This window comes from Natronorubrum sp. A-ect3 (assembly GCF_041821125.1).
Classification (GTDB): Archaea; Halobacteriota; Halobacteria; order Halobacteriales; family Natrialbaceae; genus Natronorubrum; species Natronorubrum bangense.
The window spans coordinates 650,686-667,109 of the sequence record NZ_JBGUBB010000001.1; the positions used below are offsets into that span (position 1 = coordinate 650,686).

The 16,424-nt window shown below is 62.3% G+C and carries 12 protein-coding genes; 7 read left to right on the forward strand and 5 right to left on the reverse strand.

Translation table 11 applies throughout. The features are described from left to right. Positions 1–393 precede the first annotated feature (393 nt). From ACERJA_RS03290 to katG, 3 genes are all read left to right on the forward strand, one after another. Positions 394–1,863 (forward strand): flippase, encoded by a 1,470-nt coding sequence (locus ACERJA_RS03290; protein WP_373606857.1) that lies wholly within the window; start codon positions 394–396, stop codon positions 1,861–1,863. 208 nt (positions 1,864–2,071) lie between these two features. After that, entirely contained in the window at positions 2,072–3,415 is a 1,344-nt protein-coding gene (locus ACERJA_RS03295; RefSeq protein ID WP_373606858.1) for a RimK family alpha-L-glutamate ligase, read from the forward strand. A gap of 235 nt (positions 3,416–3,650) precedes the next feature. Continuing rightward, a complete protein-coding gene (gene katG, locus ACERJA_RS03300; RefSeq protein ID WP_373606859.1) occupies positions 3,651–5,795 on the forward strand; it encodes a catalase/peroxidase HPI in 2,145 nt (714 codons plus the stop codon). Positions 5,796–5,909: 114 nt separating this feature from the next. On the opposite strand, the gene ACERJA_RS03305 is transcribed toward katG, so the two are convergent. Then, complete coding sequence (locus ACERJA_RS03305) at positions 5,910–7,145, reverse strand: hypothetical protein (protein ID WP_373606860.1); 1,236 nt, start codon at positions 7,143–7,145, stop codon at positions 5,910–5,912. 270 nt (positions 7,146–7,415) lie between these two features. On the opposite strand from ACERJA_RS03305, the gene ACERJA_RS03310 reads away from it, so the two are divergent. Next, the gene (locus tag ACERJA_RS03310) at positions 7,416–8,021 is read left to right on the forward strand and encodes a DNA-3-methyladenine glycosylase (protein WP_373606861.1); all 606 of its coding nucleotides are present in this window, start codon (positions 7,416–7,418) and stop codon (positions 8,019–8,021) included. Positions 8,022–8,025: 4 nt separating this feature from the next. Here ACERJA_RS03310 and ACERJA_RS03315 read toward each other — a convergent pair whose 3' ends face one another. Then, on the reverse strand, positions 8,026–9,885 hold the full coding sequence (locus tag ACERJA_RS03315; protein WP_373606862.1) for an L-aspartate oxidase: 1,860 nt from the start codon (positions 9,883–9,885) through the stop codon (positions 8,026–8,028). Between the two features lie 123 nt (positions 9,886–10,008). On the opposite strand from ACERJA_RS03315, the gene ACERJA_RS03320 reads away from it, so the two are divergent. Together ACERJA_RS03320 and ACERJA_RS03325 are read left to right on the forward strand one after the other, a co-directional pair. Next, the gene (locus ACERJA_RS03320) at positions 10,009–10,542 is read left to right on the forward strand and encodes a metal-dependent hydrolase (RefSeq protein WP_373606863.1); all 534 of its coding nucleotides are present in this window, start codon (positions 10,009–10,011) and stop codon (positions 10,540–10,542) included. A 118-nt stretch (positions 10,543–10,660) separates the two neighbouring features. After that, a complete protein-coding gene (locus ACERJA_RS03325) occupies positions 10,661–10,915 on the forward strand; it encodes a hypothetical protein (protein WP_373606864.1) in 255 nt (84 codons plus the stop codon). 30 nt (positions 10,916–10,945) lie between these two features. On the opposite strand, the gene ACERJA_RS03330 is transcribed toward ACERJA_RS03325, so the two are convergent. Further along, positions 10,946–13,504: a heavy metal translocating P-type ATPase gene (locus ACERJA_RS03330; protein WP_373606865.1), complete on the reverse strand. Its 2,559-nt coding sequence runs from the start codon at positions 13,502–13,504 to the stop codon at positions 10,946–10,948. A gap of 98 nt (positions 13,505–13,602) precedes the next feature. Next, positions 13,603–14,352, reverse strand: a complete 750-nt coding sequence (locus ACERJA_RS03335; protein ID WP_373606866.1) for a helix-turn-helix domain-containing protein — start codon at positions 14,350–14,352, stop codon at positions 13,603–13,605. Positions 14,353–14,413: 61 nt separating this feature from the next. Between ACERJA_RS03335 and ACERJA_RS03340 the strand changes: the two genes are divergently transcribed. Further along, a complete protein-coding gene (locus tag ACERJA_RS03340; protein WP_373606867.1) occupies positions 14,414–14,944 on the forward strand; it encodes a hypothetical protein in 531 nt (176 codons plus the stop codon). Positions 14,945–15,190: 246 nt separating this feature from the next. On the opposite strand, the gene ACERJA_RS03345 is transcribed toward ACERJA_RS03340, so the two are convergent. Then, positions 15,191–16,342, reverse strand: coding sequence for an acyl-CoA dehydrogenase family protein (locus ACERJA_RS03345; protein ID WP_373606868.1), 1,152 nt, complete (start codon positions 16,340–16,342; stop codon positions 15,191–15,193). Between the last annotated feature and the right edge of the window lie 82 nt (positions 16,343–16,424).

Sequence of the window (16,424 nt, forward strand, 5' to 3'; positions counted from 1 at the left end):
GTAATTGATTACAGCAGCCCATATGAGTGCTCCCCCGTGTCGGCGCTCGAGTGAAGTCGATACCTACCATCTTATACTGTGACCACTGCAGGCGCGGACTACCCCATCTCGATGTGACCGCTGTCGCAGCTTTGGCAAGCAAGCCGCGATTCGATCCAGCGGGTGGACACCCCGGGAGAGGGCGGTCTCGGATGGCCGACCGACCGTTACCACACCAGTAGCGACACGCCACAGCGATCCATCGTGACGTTTTGGCCGGGCGTATCGGACCCGGTATCGAAAGCATACAGCTGTTGTCACCGCATTACAATTGGTAGCTCAGTCTTCGGGACAAGTATCTCGGTCGCGCGGTTCGGGCGGATTTGGCCTCCCATCAACTGAGACATATTTCGAATGAATAGACAGGATCACATCGTCCACGGGTTCAAGGCAACGCTCGTCGCTCGAGCGATTTATATGGTCTCGAGCGCGCTGTTGATGTTTTTGCTGGCGCGGTATCTCCTCGATCCGGACGGGTACGGAACGCTATACTGGGTGATCGGTGTGCTCGCGATCGTCCAGCTAGTTGCGGATCTCGGATTCGGAAAGTCCGCAGCCCGCTACTTTTCGGAGTACAGTGAGAAGGCGCCAGGACAGATCCCGCATCTGATCCGGACAACGATTACGGTCAAGATCGTAGCCATCACGCTCGTCGTCTATATGCTCTTGTTGTTTCACGAGCAGATCGCAATCGGTTTGGGCGATCCGACAGCTGCCCCGTTTCTCGTGGCTGGCGTGCTCTACGTCACTGTCTTCTCGTTTAGCACCTTCACACAGATCGCGTTTCAGGGGTTCAACCAGCTCGTCTACAGTGCGATCGTCCAGGCGATCAGCGGCGTTGGTCGTCTCGTCTTCGCCGTCGGATTCGTCCTTCTGGGCCTGGGTGCACTGGGTGCCTTTTTCGGCTACATCGTCGGCTACATCATCTCGGCTGTGGTCGGGTTAACGGTGCTGTACTACAAGTTCTACACGCAGTACGAGCCGGCTAGCACGTACGAGGACGGACTCTCACGACGGCTGCTCGAGTACAGCGTGCCGCTGACGGCGACACGCAGCGCAAACGTCGTCGACAAACAGATCGACACCGTCCTCGTCGGTGTCTTTCTGACACCGACTGCAGTCGCGTTCTACACGCTGGGAAAACAGATCTCGGATTTCGTCCTTGCGCCTGCCGAATCGCTTGGCTTTACCATCTCGCCGAACTTCGGTGAGCAGAAAGCAACGGGCCAACTCGACCGAGCACGCCAGATCTACGAGACGTCGCTGACACATACGATGTTGCTGTATATTCCGGCAACCGCCGGGCTCGTCATCATCGCGGAACCGCTCGTGACGATGGTGTTCGGAAACGACTACGCAGGTGCGGTGCCTGTCTTGCAGATCCTCGCCGCCTTCATTGTCCTGCAGGCGATTACGAACTTGACCAGTGACAGCTTGGATTATCTCGGCCGTGCTCGCGCGCGCGCCATCGCGAAAGGCGGAACGGCCGCAGCGAACTTCGGACTGAATCTCGTTCTTATCCCAACGATTGGCGTCATCGGCGCGGCGATCGCGACGGTCGCGACACATTCGGTGTACGTGGCAGTGAACCTCTACATCGTCCACTCGGAGCTTTCCCTGCGGCTTCGTCGTCTCGGCCGATCGATGGGCGTGATCTGTGGAATCACTGGCGTGATGGCGCTTGCCGTGTTGCTCGTGACGCCGCTGGTCTCGAGTCCCCTGATGTTGATCGGTGCGATCGCAGTTGGAACGTTGACGTGGGGCGTTCTCGCCGTCGTAAGCGGACTGGTCGATCCACAAGACGTTCGATCGGCGATGACCTAACGTGGCCCGTCGACCAACGATCGAAGACACCGATGACATAGTCGCGGTCGTCAAACGCATCACAGTGCCTGCCAACTGGAAAGCTACCACCCCTCATGCAGTAGCCGCCAATCGCGCTGCCGTCATGCGATCGAGAGCGATTATATCTCAGATACCTGTCGATTTCGATGACAGTATACTTTTTGCCTACGTTGCCCTGTGACCCGGTATGGCTGTTGCAGATCCTGTCACTGTCGGGGTATTGAGTCTTCATACGAGCAAAGAGACAAAGGCGATTTTGAACGCGGTCGAAGCACTGGGTCATGATTCCGAATGGCTTCGCAGCGAGAACACCGCCGTCAGCGTCGCTGACGGGGAGGTCGTTCTCGAGCCGGATGTCGACGTCATCGCCAACAGAATGCTGTTGTCGAACACCGAACAGCCCGCCGAGGAACTCGGGCTTGCGAACACGTTCGCACAGCTGATGCCGATGCTCAACGAGCCGGCGACAGTGCTGACGGCGATGCACAAACTCTCGACGGCGACGACGCTCGCCGCAAACGACGTCCAGACCCCCGACGTCACACTTGCACTCAACAGCGAACAGCTCAACGCTGCGCGCGATAGGTACGGTGAGGAGGCCGTCTACAAGACGGCGATCGGCACCCACGGCGGCGGGACGTGGAAAGTCGGGCGCGATGAACCGATCAACGCGAAAGTCGGCAACCGGTACGCGTTCCTTCAGGAACTGATCGATCGTGACGGCGCTAAACACCGCGACGTTCGCGTCTACGTCGTCGGTGGCGAGATCATCAGTGCAATGTACCGCTATGCACCCGACAACGACTGGCGAACCAACGTTGCCCTTGGCGGCTCCGTCGAGGACGCAACCGACGACCTCCCCGAGGTCGCCCGTGAGATGGCCCGTCAAGCGTCTAAGGCCATCGGGCTCGACTACGCTGGCGTCGACCTCGTTGAAGGTGACGACGGCTGGTTCGTCCTCGAGGTCAACCCAACGGCAGGGTTCAAAGGCCTCTACGAGGCAACCAATATCAGCCCGGCCCCATACATCGCGAAACTCGCCATCGAAAACGCTGGCGGCGAGGTCGACGACGAGCGTGTTACAGAACTCTCGAAAGTGCTCGACGACTCAAAGCCGACCGCCCAGCCGTCACAGGCGATGCAGCCGGACGTCGAGACAGCCGTGATCGGCTACACCGAGGAGATCGTTCTCTCGGGAACCAGCGGCTCGAAATCCGTGATGGCAAAATCCGACACCGGTGCGACCCGGACGAGCATCGACACCGGGCTCGCAGCCGACATCGGTGCCGGTCCGATCAAGTCCATCACCCGGGTTCGATCTGGCAGCAGCAAGACCGCAAAGAGTCGGCCCGTCGTCGACGTCGTCATCGGTGTCGGCGGAAACCAGCATACGGTCACCGCAAGCGTCGAAGACCGCAGCCACATGGACTACCCTGTCATTCTCGGTCGCGACATCCTCGAGAACTACCAGGTCGACGTCAGTCGGCGGACTGACAGCGACGCCCGCGACACGCCCGAAGAAGAGGAGTAACACGCCGTCTCGAGTGGCTTTTTTTATCGGTTTTCGTGTCTGCTCTCGAGTCGTGCGTTCTCGCTCTCAGTGCAATTCGTTCGCGCCAGAAGGCGTGAACGGTCAGTACTGATCGATAACGCGTGGATTAACCACCGAGAAAATTTTTTCAATCCAATAAATCGCTTGGCCTAGAGCGAAGACTTCCTTACTGGATTGGACAATCTTAATATGCGTTCGCAGCAATTGCCAAATGATGACTGAATCCGACCAAGACTGGTGGCCGAACAAATTAGACCTAGAGGCACTCGATCAGAATGCTCGTCCAGCCGGTCCACTGGACGAAGAGTTCGACTACGCCGAGGAGTTCGAGAAACTCGACTTCGACGAAGTGAAAGCGGACATCGCAGAGGTGCTGATGACGTCCCAGGACTGGTGGCCAGCTGACTATGGCCACTATGGGCCGCTCATCATCCGGATGGCGTGGCACAGCGCAGGGACGTATCGGACCAGCGACGGCCGTGGCGGCGCCTCGGGTGGCCGACAGCGCTTTGCACCGCTCAACGCCTGGCCCGACAACGTCAACCTCGACAAGGCACGCCGTGTTCTCTGGCCAGTCAAACAGAAGTACGGTCGCAGCCTCTCGTGGGCCGACCTGCTGGTCCTGTCCGGAAACGTCGCCCTCGAGTCGATGGGCTTCGAGACCTACGGCTTCGCTGGCGGACGCGAAGACGACTTCGAGCCCGACAAGGGCGTCGACTGGGGTCCCGAGGAGGAGATGATGGGCGACGAGCGCCACGACGAAGAGGGGACTCTCGAGGGCGACCTTGCTGCCGACCACATGGGTCTTATTTATGTAAACCCTGAGGGGCCAGGCGGCGATCCCGATCCGGAAGAGTCGGCGAAGTACATCCGACAGTCGTTCGATCGGATGGCGATGAACGACGAGGAGACGGTCGCGCTCATCGCCGGCGGACACGAGTTCGGGAAAGTCCACGGTGCTGGCTCCGACGATAACCTCGGTCCGGACCCAGAAGAGGCGCCTATCGACATGCAGGGGCTGGGCTGGGAGAACGAGTTCGGCAGCGGCAAGGGCGACGATACGATCACCAGCGGGCTCGAGGGCCCATGGACCGAGTCGCCGATCGAGTGGAACCACGACTTCCTCGAGAACCTATTCGAGTACGAGTACGAACTGGACAAGAGCCCTGCTGGCGCCTACCAGTGGACGCCGGTCGACGAGGAGGCACAGGGCGCTGCACCGGCTGCCCACGACCCCGAGGGGAGCCAGACGCCGATGATGCTCACGACGGACATCGCCCTCAAGGCGGATCCGGACTACCGTGAGATTTCGAAGCGCTTCTACGAGAACCCAGAGGAACTCGAGGAAGCCTTCGCGAAAGCCTGGTACAAGCTGATCCACCGCGACATGGGCCCGACAGAGCGGCTCCTCGGTCCGGAAGTTCCAGACGACGAGTTCCTGTGGCAAGATCCCATCCCCGACGTCGACCACGAACTGGTCGGCGAGGCCGAGATCGCCGAGCTCAAATCGGAGATCCTCGAGTCGGAGCTCTCCGTCTCCGAACTGGTCAAGGCCGCCTGGGCGTCCGCCTCGACCTACCGCGACAGCGACAAGCGCGGTGGCGCAAACGGTGCCCGCCTCCGTCTGGAGCCCCAGAAGAACTGGGACGTCAACGATCCAGAAGAGCTGGCAACGGTGCTTTCGGTCCTCGAAGAGCTCCAGGAGGAGTTCAACAGCTCCCGATCCGACGACGTGCGAGTCTCGCTCGCTGACCTGATCGTGTTGGGTGGCAACGCCGCCGTCGAGCAGGCCGCAGCAGATGCCGGCTACGACGTCGAGGTGCCGTTCGAGCCTGGCCGTACCGACGCAACGGCCGAGCAGACCGACGTCGAGTCCTTCGAGTGGCTCGAGCCGGACGCCGACGGGTTCCGCAACTACTACACCGAGGACGACGTGATGGACCGCTCGGCAGAGGAACTGCTGGTCGACAAAGCCGACCTCCTGACGCTGTCGGCCTCCGAGATGACGGCGCTGGTTGGTGGCATGCGCGCACTGAACGCCAACTACCAGAACACCGACCTCGGCGTCTTCACCGACGAGCCGGAGACGCTGAACAACGACTTCTTCGAGGTCCTGCTCGACATGAGCTACGAGTGGGAAGCGACTGACGAAGACGAGGAAGTCTTCGAACTGCGCGACCGCGAGACGGGCGACGTCGAATTCAAAGGCTCCCGCGTGGATCTCATCTTCGGCTCGAACTCCCGACTTCGCGCCATTACAGAAGTCTACGGTGCCGAAGACGGCGAGCAAAAGCTCGTCGAAGACTTCGTGGACACCTGGAGCAAAGTGATGAAACTCGACCGTTTCGACCTCGAGTAACGCGACGCTGCGGCGCAGCTGACTCGCGTTCCGTTTTTTGTGGTACTACAGACTGCCTCGCTCGGACACCGTCTCGAGCGTGAGCTACGAGCTGGTCGAGAGCGGCTGCTTCGACTACTCGGCGTCGCTCTCGATGATCACTTCGTCGTCGGTGATCTGGTTGATCTCCGACAAATCGACGGGATAGTCGTCGTCGCCGTGTCCACCCCAGTTCAGTCGTGCCTTGAGTCGGTCCGTCAGTCCCGGCTCGGGATCGATGTATGCCGTCTGGCCCTCGACTTCTGCGACGATACCGATCTGTTGGCCCGTCTCGTCGACGACGGCTTTGCCCTGGTCGTCACTCGAGAGTTCGACTGGTCCCGTATCGACGGTTGGTGTCTCCGTTCCTGCACTGGCTTCCGTTTCCGCCGTCGTGTCGGTCGCACCGTACTCTTCGACGTCAATGATCTCGCCCTCGAGGACGTCGCTACTGACCACCGTTGAGTCGAGCAGTTCGGTCTCCTCAAGCGTAAAGCGCATCTGCGTCCGTTCATCGATCTGTTCTTCGATGGTGCGGCGCTCGATCAGTTCGCTTTGGACGATGTCGCCTTCGGTGCGCTTGCTCCGGATGACCTCTTGGTCGACAACCTCGTCCGCAGTGACGTCTGCGCGCACGACATCGCTCTCGAGGATCGAGCGCTGGACGCTCTCGAGTTCGATATTCGTCTCGATCTCGTCGTGCTCGAGTTCCTCGCGTTGTTCGATGTCGACGTCGACCACCTGGCTCTCGATCGTGTAGCGTTCGATCTCCTCGATCGTCTCGAGACGCGTTTCGTCGGTGACTACCTCGATGACGTCGTCGCTGACGAACTCAGTGTCAACGAGTTCTCGGCTCAGTAGCTCCGAATCGACGACCCGGCGCTCGGCGAGTTCGGTGTCGACGACCTCGCTCTCGATCGTATCGCGTTCGACGACCTCGGTCTCGACGACCTGTGTCTCGACGATTTCGGTCGTCACTGTCTTGCCTTCTCGAAGCTGCTCCTCGAGTTCGTTGCGGCCAAGCGACGCGCGATCGAACGCTGCCTCGCGTTCGACGATTTCGAAGTGACCCAGTTCCTCATCCGAGGGGTCGTCCTCATGGTAGACGAACACCAGGTTCTCGTTCTCGAACGTTTCTATGAACTCGTCCCAGGTGTACTCCTCGTGGTCCGCTTCGAGTTGGCCCTGTCGGGCGAAGGAGTGGCCGTGATCGTCGCTGTCTCGAATCGTTACGGGAACGGCGTCGTGGGCTTGCGCCCACTCCCGGATTCGCTCGGGATCGGTAGTCATTCGTCGCTGCTCGGGTCCGTCGTCGGGTGTCTTGTTTGCCATCTCGATTACCCACCCGGGCGAGTCGCACTTGAGTCAGCGGGGCCGTCTCAGCCGGTCAGTTTCTTATTTCTTCCGACCCCTTTTCTGGCTTGCACAGTCGGGGGTGTAATCACTGCTTGTCTGCTCAGCGAATTCGGCTGGCGGTGCTCGAGGTGAGGACAGTAGTCTATTACTGCTGGCGCCACCACCAGTGGCTCAATCGAACACTGTTTCAGTCAGTTCGTACCGAGCAACGTTCTTTTGCATACTCGAGCCGACGATCCACTGAGAATGTCCGTCCCCGATCCCGACCGCGATCCAGAGGCCGTCCTTCGGGACGATCCCGTGATGGCAGGTGTGATCGACCGCCGTGAACCACACCCGCTCGATCCGAACCCCGACGAGTACGAACGCCTCTGCGTGTCGATCATCAACCAGCAGCTGTCGACGGCGAGCGCTGCTGCGGTTCGCGAGCGCGTCTTCGACGTCCTCGGTGGCGAAGTAACTCCCGAGACAGTCCTCGCCGCATCGAAGGACGACCTGCGCAATGCTGGACTCTCTCGGACGAAAGTTGACTACGTCGAAAACGCCGCTCGAGCGTTTCAGGAGCGTAATCTCACGCGTGAGGGGCTCGCAGACTACACGAACGAGGACGTCCGCCGCGAACTGACCCGCATCAAAGGAGTCGGTGACTGGACCGCTCGCATGTACCTCATGTTCGTTCTCCAGCGACCCGATGTGTTGCCGCTGGGTGATCTCGCCGTTCGCCGTGGGATCGAGCAGCTCTACAACGATGGCGAAGCGTTGTCACGAGCCGAGATGCGTGCGATCGCCGACCCCTGGCGACCCTACCGCAGTCTCGCATCGCGGTACATCTGGGCGGAGTACGAGGCCTGAGCGCTTACTCGAGGTGGTGGTAGTCGAGTTCGTACCCTTCCTCGAGCGCCTCGCGGACTGCCTCGCTGGGTTCGGCGACCCCTCGCCGTCGGATCGAGAGCCCGTGCTCGTCAGCCGAAACGACGAGGTTCTGTCGCCACTCTGGGCCCGTCTCCGGGTAATCCGTCCGGTAGTGTGCGCCACGGGACTCGGTTCGCTCGAGAGCTGTCCGGAGCAACACCTCGGCGACGGTGAGGCTCACGGAGAGGTCGACGGCGTACTCGAACGACCGGGAGGTGCGGTCGCCGTCGATCCGGAGGTCGGCGGTCCGCGCGCGGAGGTCTTCGAGTTGGTCCAGCCCGTCGCGAAGCCCCTCCTCGTTGCGGAGGATGCCGGCGTGGGTCCACAGCAGGTCACCGAGTTCCTCGAGCACCGTCTCAGGCGTGACGTCGCCGTCCGAGGCCGCAAGCTCCGAGAGTGCGGCAAACTCGCGTTCGGCCAGCGCTCGCTGGCCGTCGGTGGTCGCGGGATCGTGGTCGTCGGCAGCGACCTGCTCGCTGACGTGTTCGCCGACGAGTGTTCCGATGGCGACGGTTTCGGCAAGCGAGTTGCCGCCGAGACGGTTCGCGCCGTGGACGCCCGCGACAGCCTCGCCGACGGCGTACAGTCCGTCGACACCAGTCTCGCCCGTCTGGAAGTCGATATCGACACCCCCCATCGTGTAGTGGGCCGTCGGCCCGACTTCCATCGGTTCGTCCGTGATGTCGACGCCGAGCTCGGCAAATCGCTCGACCATCGTCGGCAGTCGCTCGCGGATGTACTCGGGGTCGCGATGGGAGATATCGAGGTAGACGCCGTCGTTCTCGGTTCCGCGCCCCTCCCGAATCTCTTGGGCAATCGCGCGTGCGACGACGTCTCTGGCGTCGAGTTCCATCTGGTCCGGCGAGTACCGTTCCATGAAGCGCTCGCCTTCCGCGTTGTAGAGTCGACCGCCCTCTCCGCGGACCGCTTCCGTCACGAGCCGGCCGTCCCACTCTTCGCCGTAGCGTTCCCCGACCATCCCGGTCGGATGGAACTGGACGAACTCCGTGTCGAGCAGGCGAGCTCCTGCCTCGAGCGCCAGCGCCTGTGCGTCACCGTTGTTCTCGTCGTCTCTCGAGGAGTGGCGCTGATAGGCCGCCGAGAACCCACCTGCCGCCAGCACGACGTGGTTGGTCCGGAACAACAGCCCCTCGCCGGTCTCCATGTCGAAGCCGACCGCACCATCGACGCGGGTGCCATCAGAGAGCAGGCGCGTAATCATCACGTTCTCGCGGTAGGGGATCTCGAGCGCCTGCGCGCGGTCAATCAGTGTCTCGAGCATGGCCTCACCGGTTCGATCGCCGACGAAACAGGTCCGGCGATAGGACTGCGCGCCGAAGTAGCGCTGGTTGATTTTCCCGTCGTCGGTTCGGGCGAACGACATCCCCCACTCGTCGAGTTCTCGGATTCGGTCGGGCATGTGTTTGGCCGTCAGCTCGACTGCTTCGGGGTCGTTTAGGTGGTGGCCCTCGTTCAGCGTATCCGCGGCGTGGATCGCCCAGTCGTCTTCGGGGTCAAGCGAGCCGAGCGCGGCGTTGATCCCGCCGGCCGCCCACGTCGTGTGGGCGTCGCCGTAGTCGCGTTTACCGATGACGAGCGGCTCGAGGCCCGATTCGGCCAGTTCGATGGCGACTCGAGCCCCGGCAGCACCCGCACCAATGACGAGGACCGGCGTCGTGACGACGTCGTACTGGGCCTCGTGGACGCCATCGGCCTCGTCTCCGCCCTGCGGCAGCCGTCCGTCGACGCCACCGTTGTCGTCGGCTGTCGGTACACCGTGGTCAGCAGGCGGTATTTTTGTCATCAATATATCGTATGGGCTGGCCGAATATAGGTCGCATACCAAACTACGCAAGTAGGCATAAACGAGGGATACGGGCAATTACACAGGGGGTTTAGCATGCCAGAGACGCTACTGTGAAGGAGGATGCAGCCAGTCGTTCACCTGGTCGTCGGCTACTGCTGCTATGCGGCGTACACACGGTTGGATCGTGGTGAACCACCATCGGCAGCGCCCGCAGGGGTCGCCGTCGTCGGTGCAGCGATTCCGGATCTGCTCGACAAGCCGCTTCACTCGGCAGGGCTCGTCCCCGTCGGGCGCACCATCGGCCACTCGCTTCTGTTCGCCGTCCCGCTCGTCCTGCTCTTGTGGCTGCTCGCCCGTCGATTCGACCGGGCCCGACTCGGCGTCGCGTTCGCAATCGGCTACGGCTCACATCTCGCCGCGGATATCCCCTGGCACGTGCTCTCGGGCGATTACGACGAACTCGGCTTTCTGCTCTGGCCCGTCACGCCGATGCCCGCTTACACCGGTGTCAAGCCCATCGGAACGATCCCGGGAGTCGGTACTGAGGCGACGACGCTGTGGCTCGAGGCCGTGATCGTCGTCGCCGGAGTCGCCCTGTGGTGGATCGACGGCCGGCCGGGACTCGGCGTGTTTCGGCAAGCGATCGATCGGTGAGCGGACAGACACGTCCGATCGGTGTGAGACGAGCGCCCGCGAACGGCGTGGGGATGACGGATAGTCCCACTCCCGTGCCCATTATCTGATTTATCAGCCCTCGCGTCGAACGGCTACCATGGTTCGCATTCGACGCACACTGGTCCGCGTCGCGCTTGTCGGGTGGCTGTGTGCGCTCATTTCGCAGCTGCTTCTCGTTCGGGCTTCAGACGACACCACGCGATCGGCGTGGACAGCACGACGAAACCAGTGTCTCCTCGTCTCCAGTCTCGCGATGAACTCGGCCGTAGTGCTCACGGTCTATGCGTTCATCCAGCGGTTCAGAGACCAGAAAGGGAACGACAGTAACAGCGCCACCGGCTTAGACACCTGATCGGACACCAGTCGCGCGACGGGCTATGGGTCAGGGACGCGTTTCGACTCGAGTGTCGCCCTCGTGGTCGATTCCGGGCGGCGTTTCGGGTTCGACGTTCGCCAGCCGCATCGCGTTGCCAGTGACGCCGAGGCTCATCCCCATATCGCCGATGACGACCGCGTGAATCACCGTGACGATCCCGAACGGCGCGCCGGCGGCGAGGACGGCCTTGACGGCCAGACTCGCCCAGATGTTCTGGCGGATGACGCCGTTTGCCTTCCCCGAGAGAGCAAACAGATACGGCAGTCGCGTCAGGTCGTCACCCATCAGCGCAACGTCGGCCGTCTCGAGGGCGGTATCCGTGCCTGCAGCCCCCATCGCGATGCCGACGTTCGCGGTCGCGAGCGCGGGCGCGTCATTGATCCCGTCGCCGACCATCGCGACCCGTCCCTTCTCGTCCGTCCCGCCGTGTTCGTCCGCGAGTCGGTCGATCCACTCGAGTTTTGCGTCGGGCAGGAGTTCGGCGTGATACTCGTCGATGCCGACCTCGTCGGCGATCGCGCGGGCGGTGCCCTCGTTGTCGCCGGTGAGCATGACGACGCGGATCCCCTGTGCTTGCAGGCGCGAGACAGCCCATTCGGCTTCGGGACGCACGCGATCCGCAACGCCGATGACGCCGATCGGGCCGTCCTCGGTGCCGACGACCACGACGGTCTTGCCCTCGGCCTCTAAGTCGGGGACGACCTCCGAGAGGACGTCCAGACAGCCATCCCGTTCACACTGCGGTCGGCCACCGCTGACCGACTCGAGTGTCGTCCCTCCGTCGGTCGTCCGGTGAACGTGCTCGAGATCCGCGAGCCCATCGAAGAGGGTGGGTTTGCCGACGTAGTGGGTCGTGCCGTCGATGTCGGCACGGACGCCTTTCCCCGTCAGCGCTTCGAAGTTCGAGACCCCGTGCTCGTCGGTCACGACTCCCTGCTCGTCGGCGTAGCCCACGATGGCCTGCCCGATCGGATGTTCGCTTCGTCGTTCCGCGACGCTTGCACGCCGGAGGACCTCGGTCTCGGTGGCTCCCTCGAGCCCGATTACGTCGGTCACGGAGAGCTCGCCCAGGGTCAGCGTCCCCGTCTTGTCGACCGCGAGGACATCGCTCTCGCCGGCGGCCTCGAGATGTTTTCCACTCTTGATCAGCACGCCGTTTCGGGCGGCGCTGGTGATCCCCGAGACGACGCTGACGGGCGTCGAGATGACGAACGCGCAGGGACAGGCGATGACCAACAGCGTGAGCCCGACAAGGAACCAGTAGCTCCAGGACGCGCCCACGAGCACGGGCGGGAGGACCGCAGCCGCGACCGCGCCGACGACGACAAGCGGTGTGTAAACGCTCGCAAACCGGTCGACGAACTGCTCGCGCTCGGTCTTCTCTCGCTCTGCGTCCTCGACCATGCGGACGATCTGGGCGATCGTCGACTCGTCAGCCTCGCTCTTGACTTCGACCTCGAGATAGCCCGACTCGAGGATCGTTCCGGCGAACACCTCGTCGCCGGCTGCCTTGTCCGCGGGCACGCTTTCGCCCGTGATCGGCGACTGGTCGATCGCACTCGAGCCCTCGAGGACGGTCCCGTCGGCCGGGATCTTCTCACCTGGCCGGACGACGACCGTGTTGCCGACCGCGAGGTCGTCGACGGGAACCGTCTCTTCGCTGCCATCTGCCTGCTTGATCGTCGCCGTCTCCGGCGAGAGATCCATCAGCTCCCGCAACGAGTCGCGGGCTCGGTCCATCGAGAAGCGCTCGAGCAGTTCGGCGACCGAGAACAGCACTGCGAGCATCGCCCCCTCGAAGGGATGGTGGGCGGCCACGCTTGCGACGATCCCGATGCTCATCAGGAAGTCGATGTCCAGACTCCGATTGCGCGCGGAGTAGTAGCCGTTTCGCAGGATCGGCGTGCCGGCAACCACCACAGCCAGCATAAACAGGAGATGTGAGAGTTCGTAGGATCGGCCCGCAACCGTGCCAAGCGTCGGATCGAGTGCCGGCAGGACGAACTCGAGCGCCATCCCCACCGTCACGACCACGGCCCCGATTGCGGTCCCGATGGCTCGACGGCTCTGCCAGACCGGCTGTTCGTCGCCGACTGATTCGCGCGCGTTGCCGACCGGCGTCGCATCGTAGCCAGCACTGCCGATAGCGTCAACGACCGTCTCGGGGTCGGTGCCGTCGAAGGTTTCGACGGTCACGCGGCCCGAGGTCGGCCGTGTTTCGATTTCACCGATGCCGTCGATGTCCTCGAGGGCGTTCTCGATTTTGCCGGCACAGGACGGACAGTCCATCTCGGGAACCGACAGCGTCAGTTCCGACGCTGCGGAGACGATTTCGTAGCCGGCCGCGCGGACGCGCTCGCGGATCTCGGCATCGCTCGTTTGGGTGGGGTCATACCCGACGACGAGGCGACCGCTCGTCACCCGCGGTTCGATCTCGTCGATTCCGTCCAGTCGTTCGACGCTGTTGGTCACCTTCCCGGCACAGGACGGGCAGTCCATCTCGGGCACCCGTACCTCGAGCGTGCGACTCGAGTCGTGCGGTGTTGATGGCGCAGACTCACTCATTAGCTGCCAGTAATCGCTCGTCTCCCATACCGCTTATTTGGCGTGCGCCAACTTCGGTATCGATCCGCCCAACCCACTGTCGACGATCACCGAGTCGCTCACGGCTCCACTGGCAGCGCCTCAAGCGATTCGTCGGTGACAAACCCCGTCGCAAGGCTTGCTTCAGCCCGACGGAGCCGGTAGGACAGCGTCGATCGCGGCACGTCCAGTCGCTCGGCGAGTTCGGAGAGATCGGTCCGACGCGGGGTCTCGTAGTAACCGTGTTCGACGGCCGCCCGGAGGGCAGCTCGCTGTTCGCTCGGCAGTGCTGTCTCGTCGCCGGGGTCGACGCCACCATGGTCTGGATCGAGTTCTGTCAGTCGAAGCATCTCCATCCCCGTACACTCGCCGACTTCCTCGCCCAGTGCGTCGAAAAAGTCATGAATCGGCGCGTCGCTGCCCAGCACGATCCGCCAGCGATAGCGCCGGCTCTCGCGATAGGTCTCGAACAACAGCCCCTCGCCGAGATACTCGAGGGCGACGTGCGGAACCGACGTACAGATCTCGGTGCGATCCCAGTAGGTGTAGACGACCAGCGTGTCGCTCGAGCGGTCGAGCACCTGCACCTCACATTCCGCCCCGCAGTCGTCTTTGACGAGACAGTCCGCGAAGAAGTCGGCCGTTTTGTAGGCCTCCTCGAGCGCCTCGAGCGCCTCCGGTGGCCCCTCGGCGTGGTCGACTCGCCAGAGGCTGTCTTCGGTGACGTGACACGACAGCGACCGAATCGACGCCGCCGGATACTCGGCGAGAACGTCGGCAACCGGGTTCGCACTCGGCTCGTACTCGAGGGCGAAGACGAATTCTCTCATTGGATCCAGAGAGGGGCTCGCGCGCCAAAGGGGTTTCTCGGTGGCCAGTGTACGATCCCTAATGGCTCCGCCGGTAGTGATCCCGACCGCTGCGGGATGGATTCGTGGACTCTGGGTGTACTACCGTCGCTATACGGACACGACGATCCATACAGCTGCGACGGCCGCGCTCGCGATTTTCGGCATCCTCGTGGTCATCGATCCCTGGTTCGCCGCGGTCGCTATCGCCTGCTATGTCGTTCCACCCGTCGTGCTGTACGCCCTCGCTGACGGACCGGCGTCCGACGAGCGTGAGGAGGACGTGTTCGAGGAGTCGCCGTCACCCCATGCCGATCGCACCGTCGATCCTGCGACAACGGAATCAGAGACGGGTGGCTCGAGTGATCGCCGAGACTCGATATCGGAACCGAACCGGACAGCCGGCACCGACGATATCGACCGCAGTAGCGACGACGGTGACACCAACTTCGATAGCGATAGCGTGGATATCGATTCCGACAACGACGGAACGGATACTGATTCCGACAGCGACGGAACCGACACCGACTCGAACAGTGACGGGACAGATACCGACTCGGATCGTGACGGCTGACTCGAGATCGATCAGTGAGAAGTGGCCGGGAGCGTACGCGGCACATTTTGCTGCGTACGCGACCCGGGGAAGGGCAGGCGAGCCACCAGTTACTCGCCGCGAGCGAACACGAAGGGTGAGCGAGCGGGCCGACGACCGATGTAATCGAACGACTGAAAGGAGTGAGAGAACGGAGGGAGGAGGCTTTTAATCGGATTTTTGCCGAGGGTGCGCCTTGCGGCGCACCCGCAGCGCAAAACTTCGTCTCTAGAAACCCTTGCCGAGTAGTTCGCGCGCGATGATGTTCTTCTGGATCTCGGTGGTTCCTTCGTAGATCTGGGTGATCTTCGAGTCGCGGTAGAGTCGCTCGACGGGGAAGTCGTTGACGTAGCCCGCACCGCCGTGGATCTGGACGGCCTCGTTCGTCGCGTCGACGGCAACGCGAGAGGCGTACTCCTTGGCCATCGAGGCGAGTTTGGTGATGTCGTTGCCCTGATCGACGTTCCAGGCAGCCTTGTACGTCAGGTTGCGGGCGGCCTCGGTTTCGGTCGCGATATCAGCGAGTTTGTGCTGGACGGCCTGGAACTCGCTGATCGGCTGACCGAACTGTTCGCGGTCCTGGGCGTACTCGAGGGCTTCGCGCAGTGCCCCTTTCGCGATACCAACACCCTGGGCGGCGACGCCGGTTCGGGTGGCGTCGAAGAACTGCATCTGCTGCATGAAGGCGGCGTCGCGGGTCCCAATGAGGTTTTCCTCGGGGACGCGGACGTTGTCGAGGATGAGTTCGGCCGTGTCCGAGGCGCGGATGCCCATCTTGCCGGTGATCTTGTCGGCCGAGAAGCCGTCGCGGTCGGACTCGACGACGATCTGGCTGAAGCCGTTGTAGCGCCCCTCGGCGTCGGGGTTGGTCTTACACAGCATGACGAAGAAGTCACCGACGGTCCCGTTGGTGATCCACATCTTGTTGCCGTTGACGACCCACTCGTCGCCGTCTTTCTCGGCGCGCGTCGAGACCGAGGAAACGTCCGACCCGGTGTCAGGTTCGGAGATTGCCGCCCCCGAAATCTTCTCGCCCATCGCAACAGGCTCTAAGAAGCGCTCTTTCTGGTCTTCGGTGCCGAACTCCTGGATGGCTTCGGTGCCAAAGGAGCACGCCATAATCGAGAGCGCGATCCCGGGGTCGTAGGAGAACAGCTCCTCAGCGATGAGGACCGTCTCGAGCGTCGAGTAGCCCGCACCACCGTACTCCATCGGGATCGACGAACCAACCAGCCCCATCTCAGCGGCTTTGTCGACGATGTCGTGTGGGAATTTTTCTTCGACGTCGTACTCCTCTGCTGCAGGAACGATTTCGTTCTCGGCGAATCGCTTGACTTCCTCGCGAATTTGCTCCTGTTCTTCGGTGAGACCGAATTCCATGTCAACGAGTTCCTAGGCCAGGGGTAAAGAGTTTTGTAACCGACAGTAAACAGAACTATAGTTTTCTTGAGAAGATAGGGAA

Bases quoted from the DNA above. Each gene is read 5' to 3' on its own strand.
- ACERJA_RS03290 (WP_373606857.1), top strand. From the start codon at position 394: ATGAATAGACAGGATCACATCGTCCACGGGTTCAAGGCAACGCTCGTC.
- ACERJA_RS03295 (WP_373606858.1), top strand. From the start codon at position 2,072: ATGGCTGTTGCAGATCCTGTCACTGTCGGGGTATTGAGTCTTCATACG.
- katG (WP_373606859.1), top strand. From the start codon at position 3,651: ATGACTGAATCCGACCAAGACTGGTGGCCGAACAAATTAGACCTAGAG.
- ACERJA_RS03305 (WP_373606860.1), bottom strand. From the start codon at position 7,145: ATGGCAAACAAGACACCCGACGACGGACCCGAGCAGCGACGAATGACT.
- ACERJA_RS03310 (WP_373606861.1), top strand. From the start codon at position 7,416: ATGTCCGTCCCCGATCCCGACCGCGATCCAGAGGCCGTCCTTCGGGAC.
- ACERJA_RS03315 (WP_373606862.1), bottom strand. From the start codon at position 9,885: ATGACAAAAATACCGCCTGCTGACCACGGTGTACCGACAGCCGACGAC.
- ACERJA_RS03320 (WP_373606863.1), top strand. From the start codon at position 10,009: ATGCAGCCAGTCGTTCACCTGGTCGTCGGCTACTGCTGCTATGCGGCG.
- ACERJA_RS03325 (WP_373606864.1), top strand. From the start codon at position 10,661: ATGGTTCGCATTCGACGCACACTGGTCCGCGTCGCGCTTGTCGGGTGG.
- ACERJA_RS03330 (WP_373606865.1), bottom strand. From the start codon at position 13,504: ATGAGTGAGTCTGCGCCATCAACACCGCACGACTCGAGTCGCACGCTC.
- ACERJA_RS03335 (WP_373606866.1), bottom strand. From the start codon at position 14,352: ATGAGAGAATTCGTCTTCGCCCTCGAGTACGAGCCGAGTGCGAACCCG.
- ACERJA_RS03340 (WP_373606867.1), top strand. From the start codon at position 14,414: ATGGCTCCGCCGGTAGTGATCCCGACCGCTGCGGGATGGATTCGTGGA.
- ACERJA_RS03345 (WP_373606868.1), bottom strand. From the start codon at position 16,342: ATGGAATTCGGTCTCACCGAAGAACAGGAGCAAATTCGCGAGGAAGTC.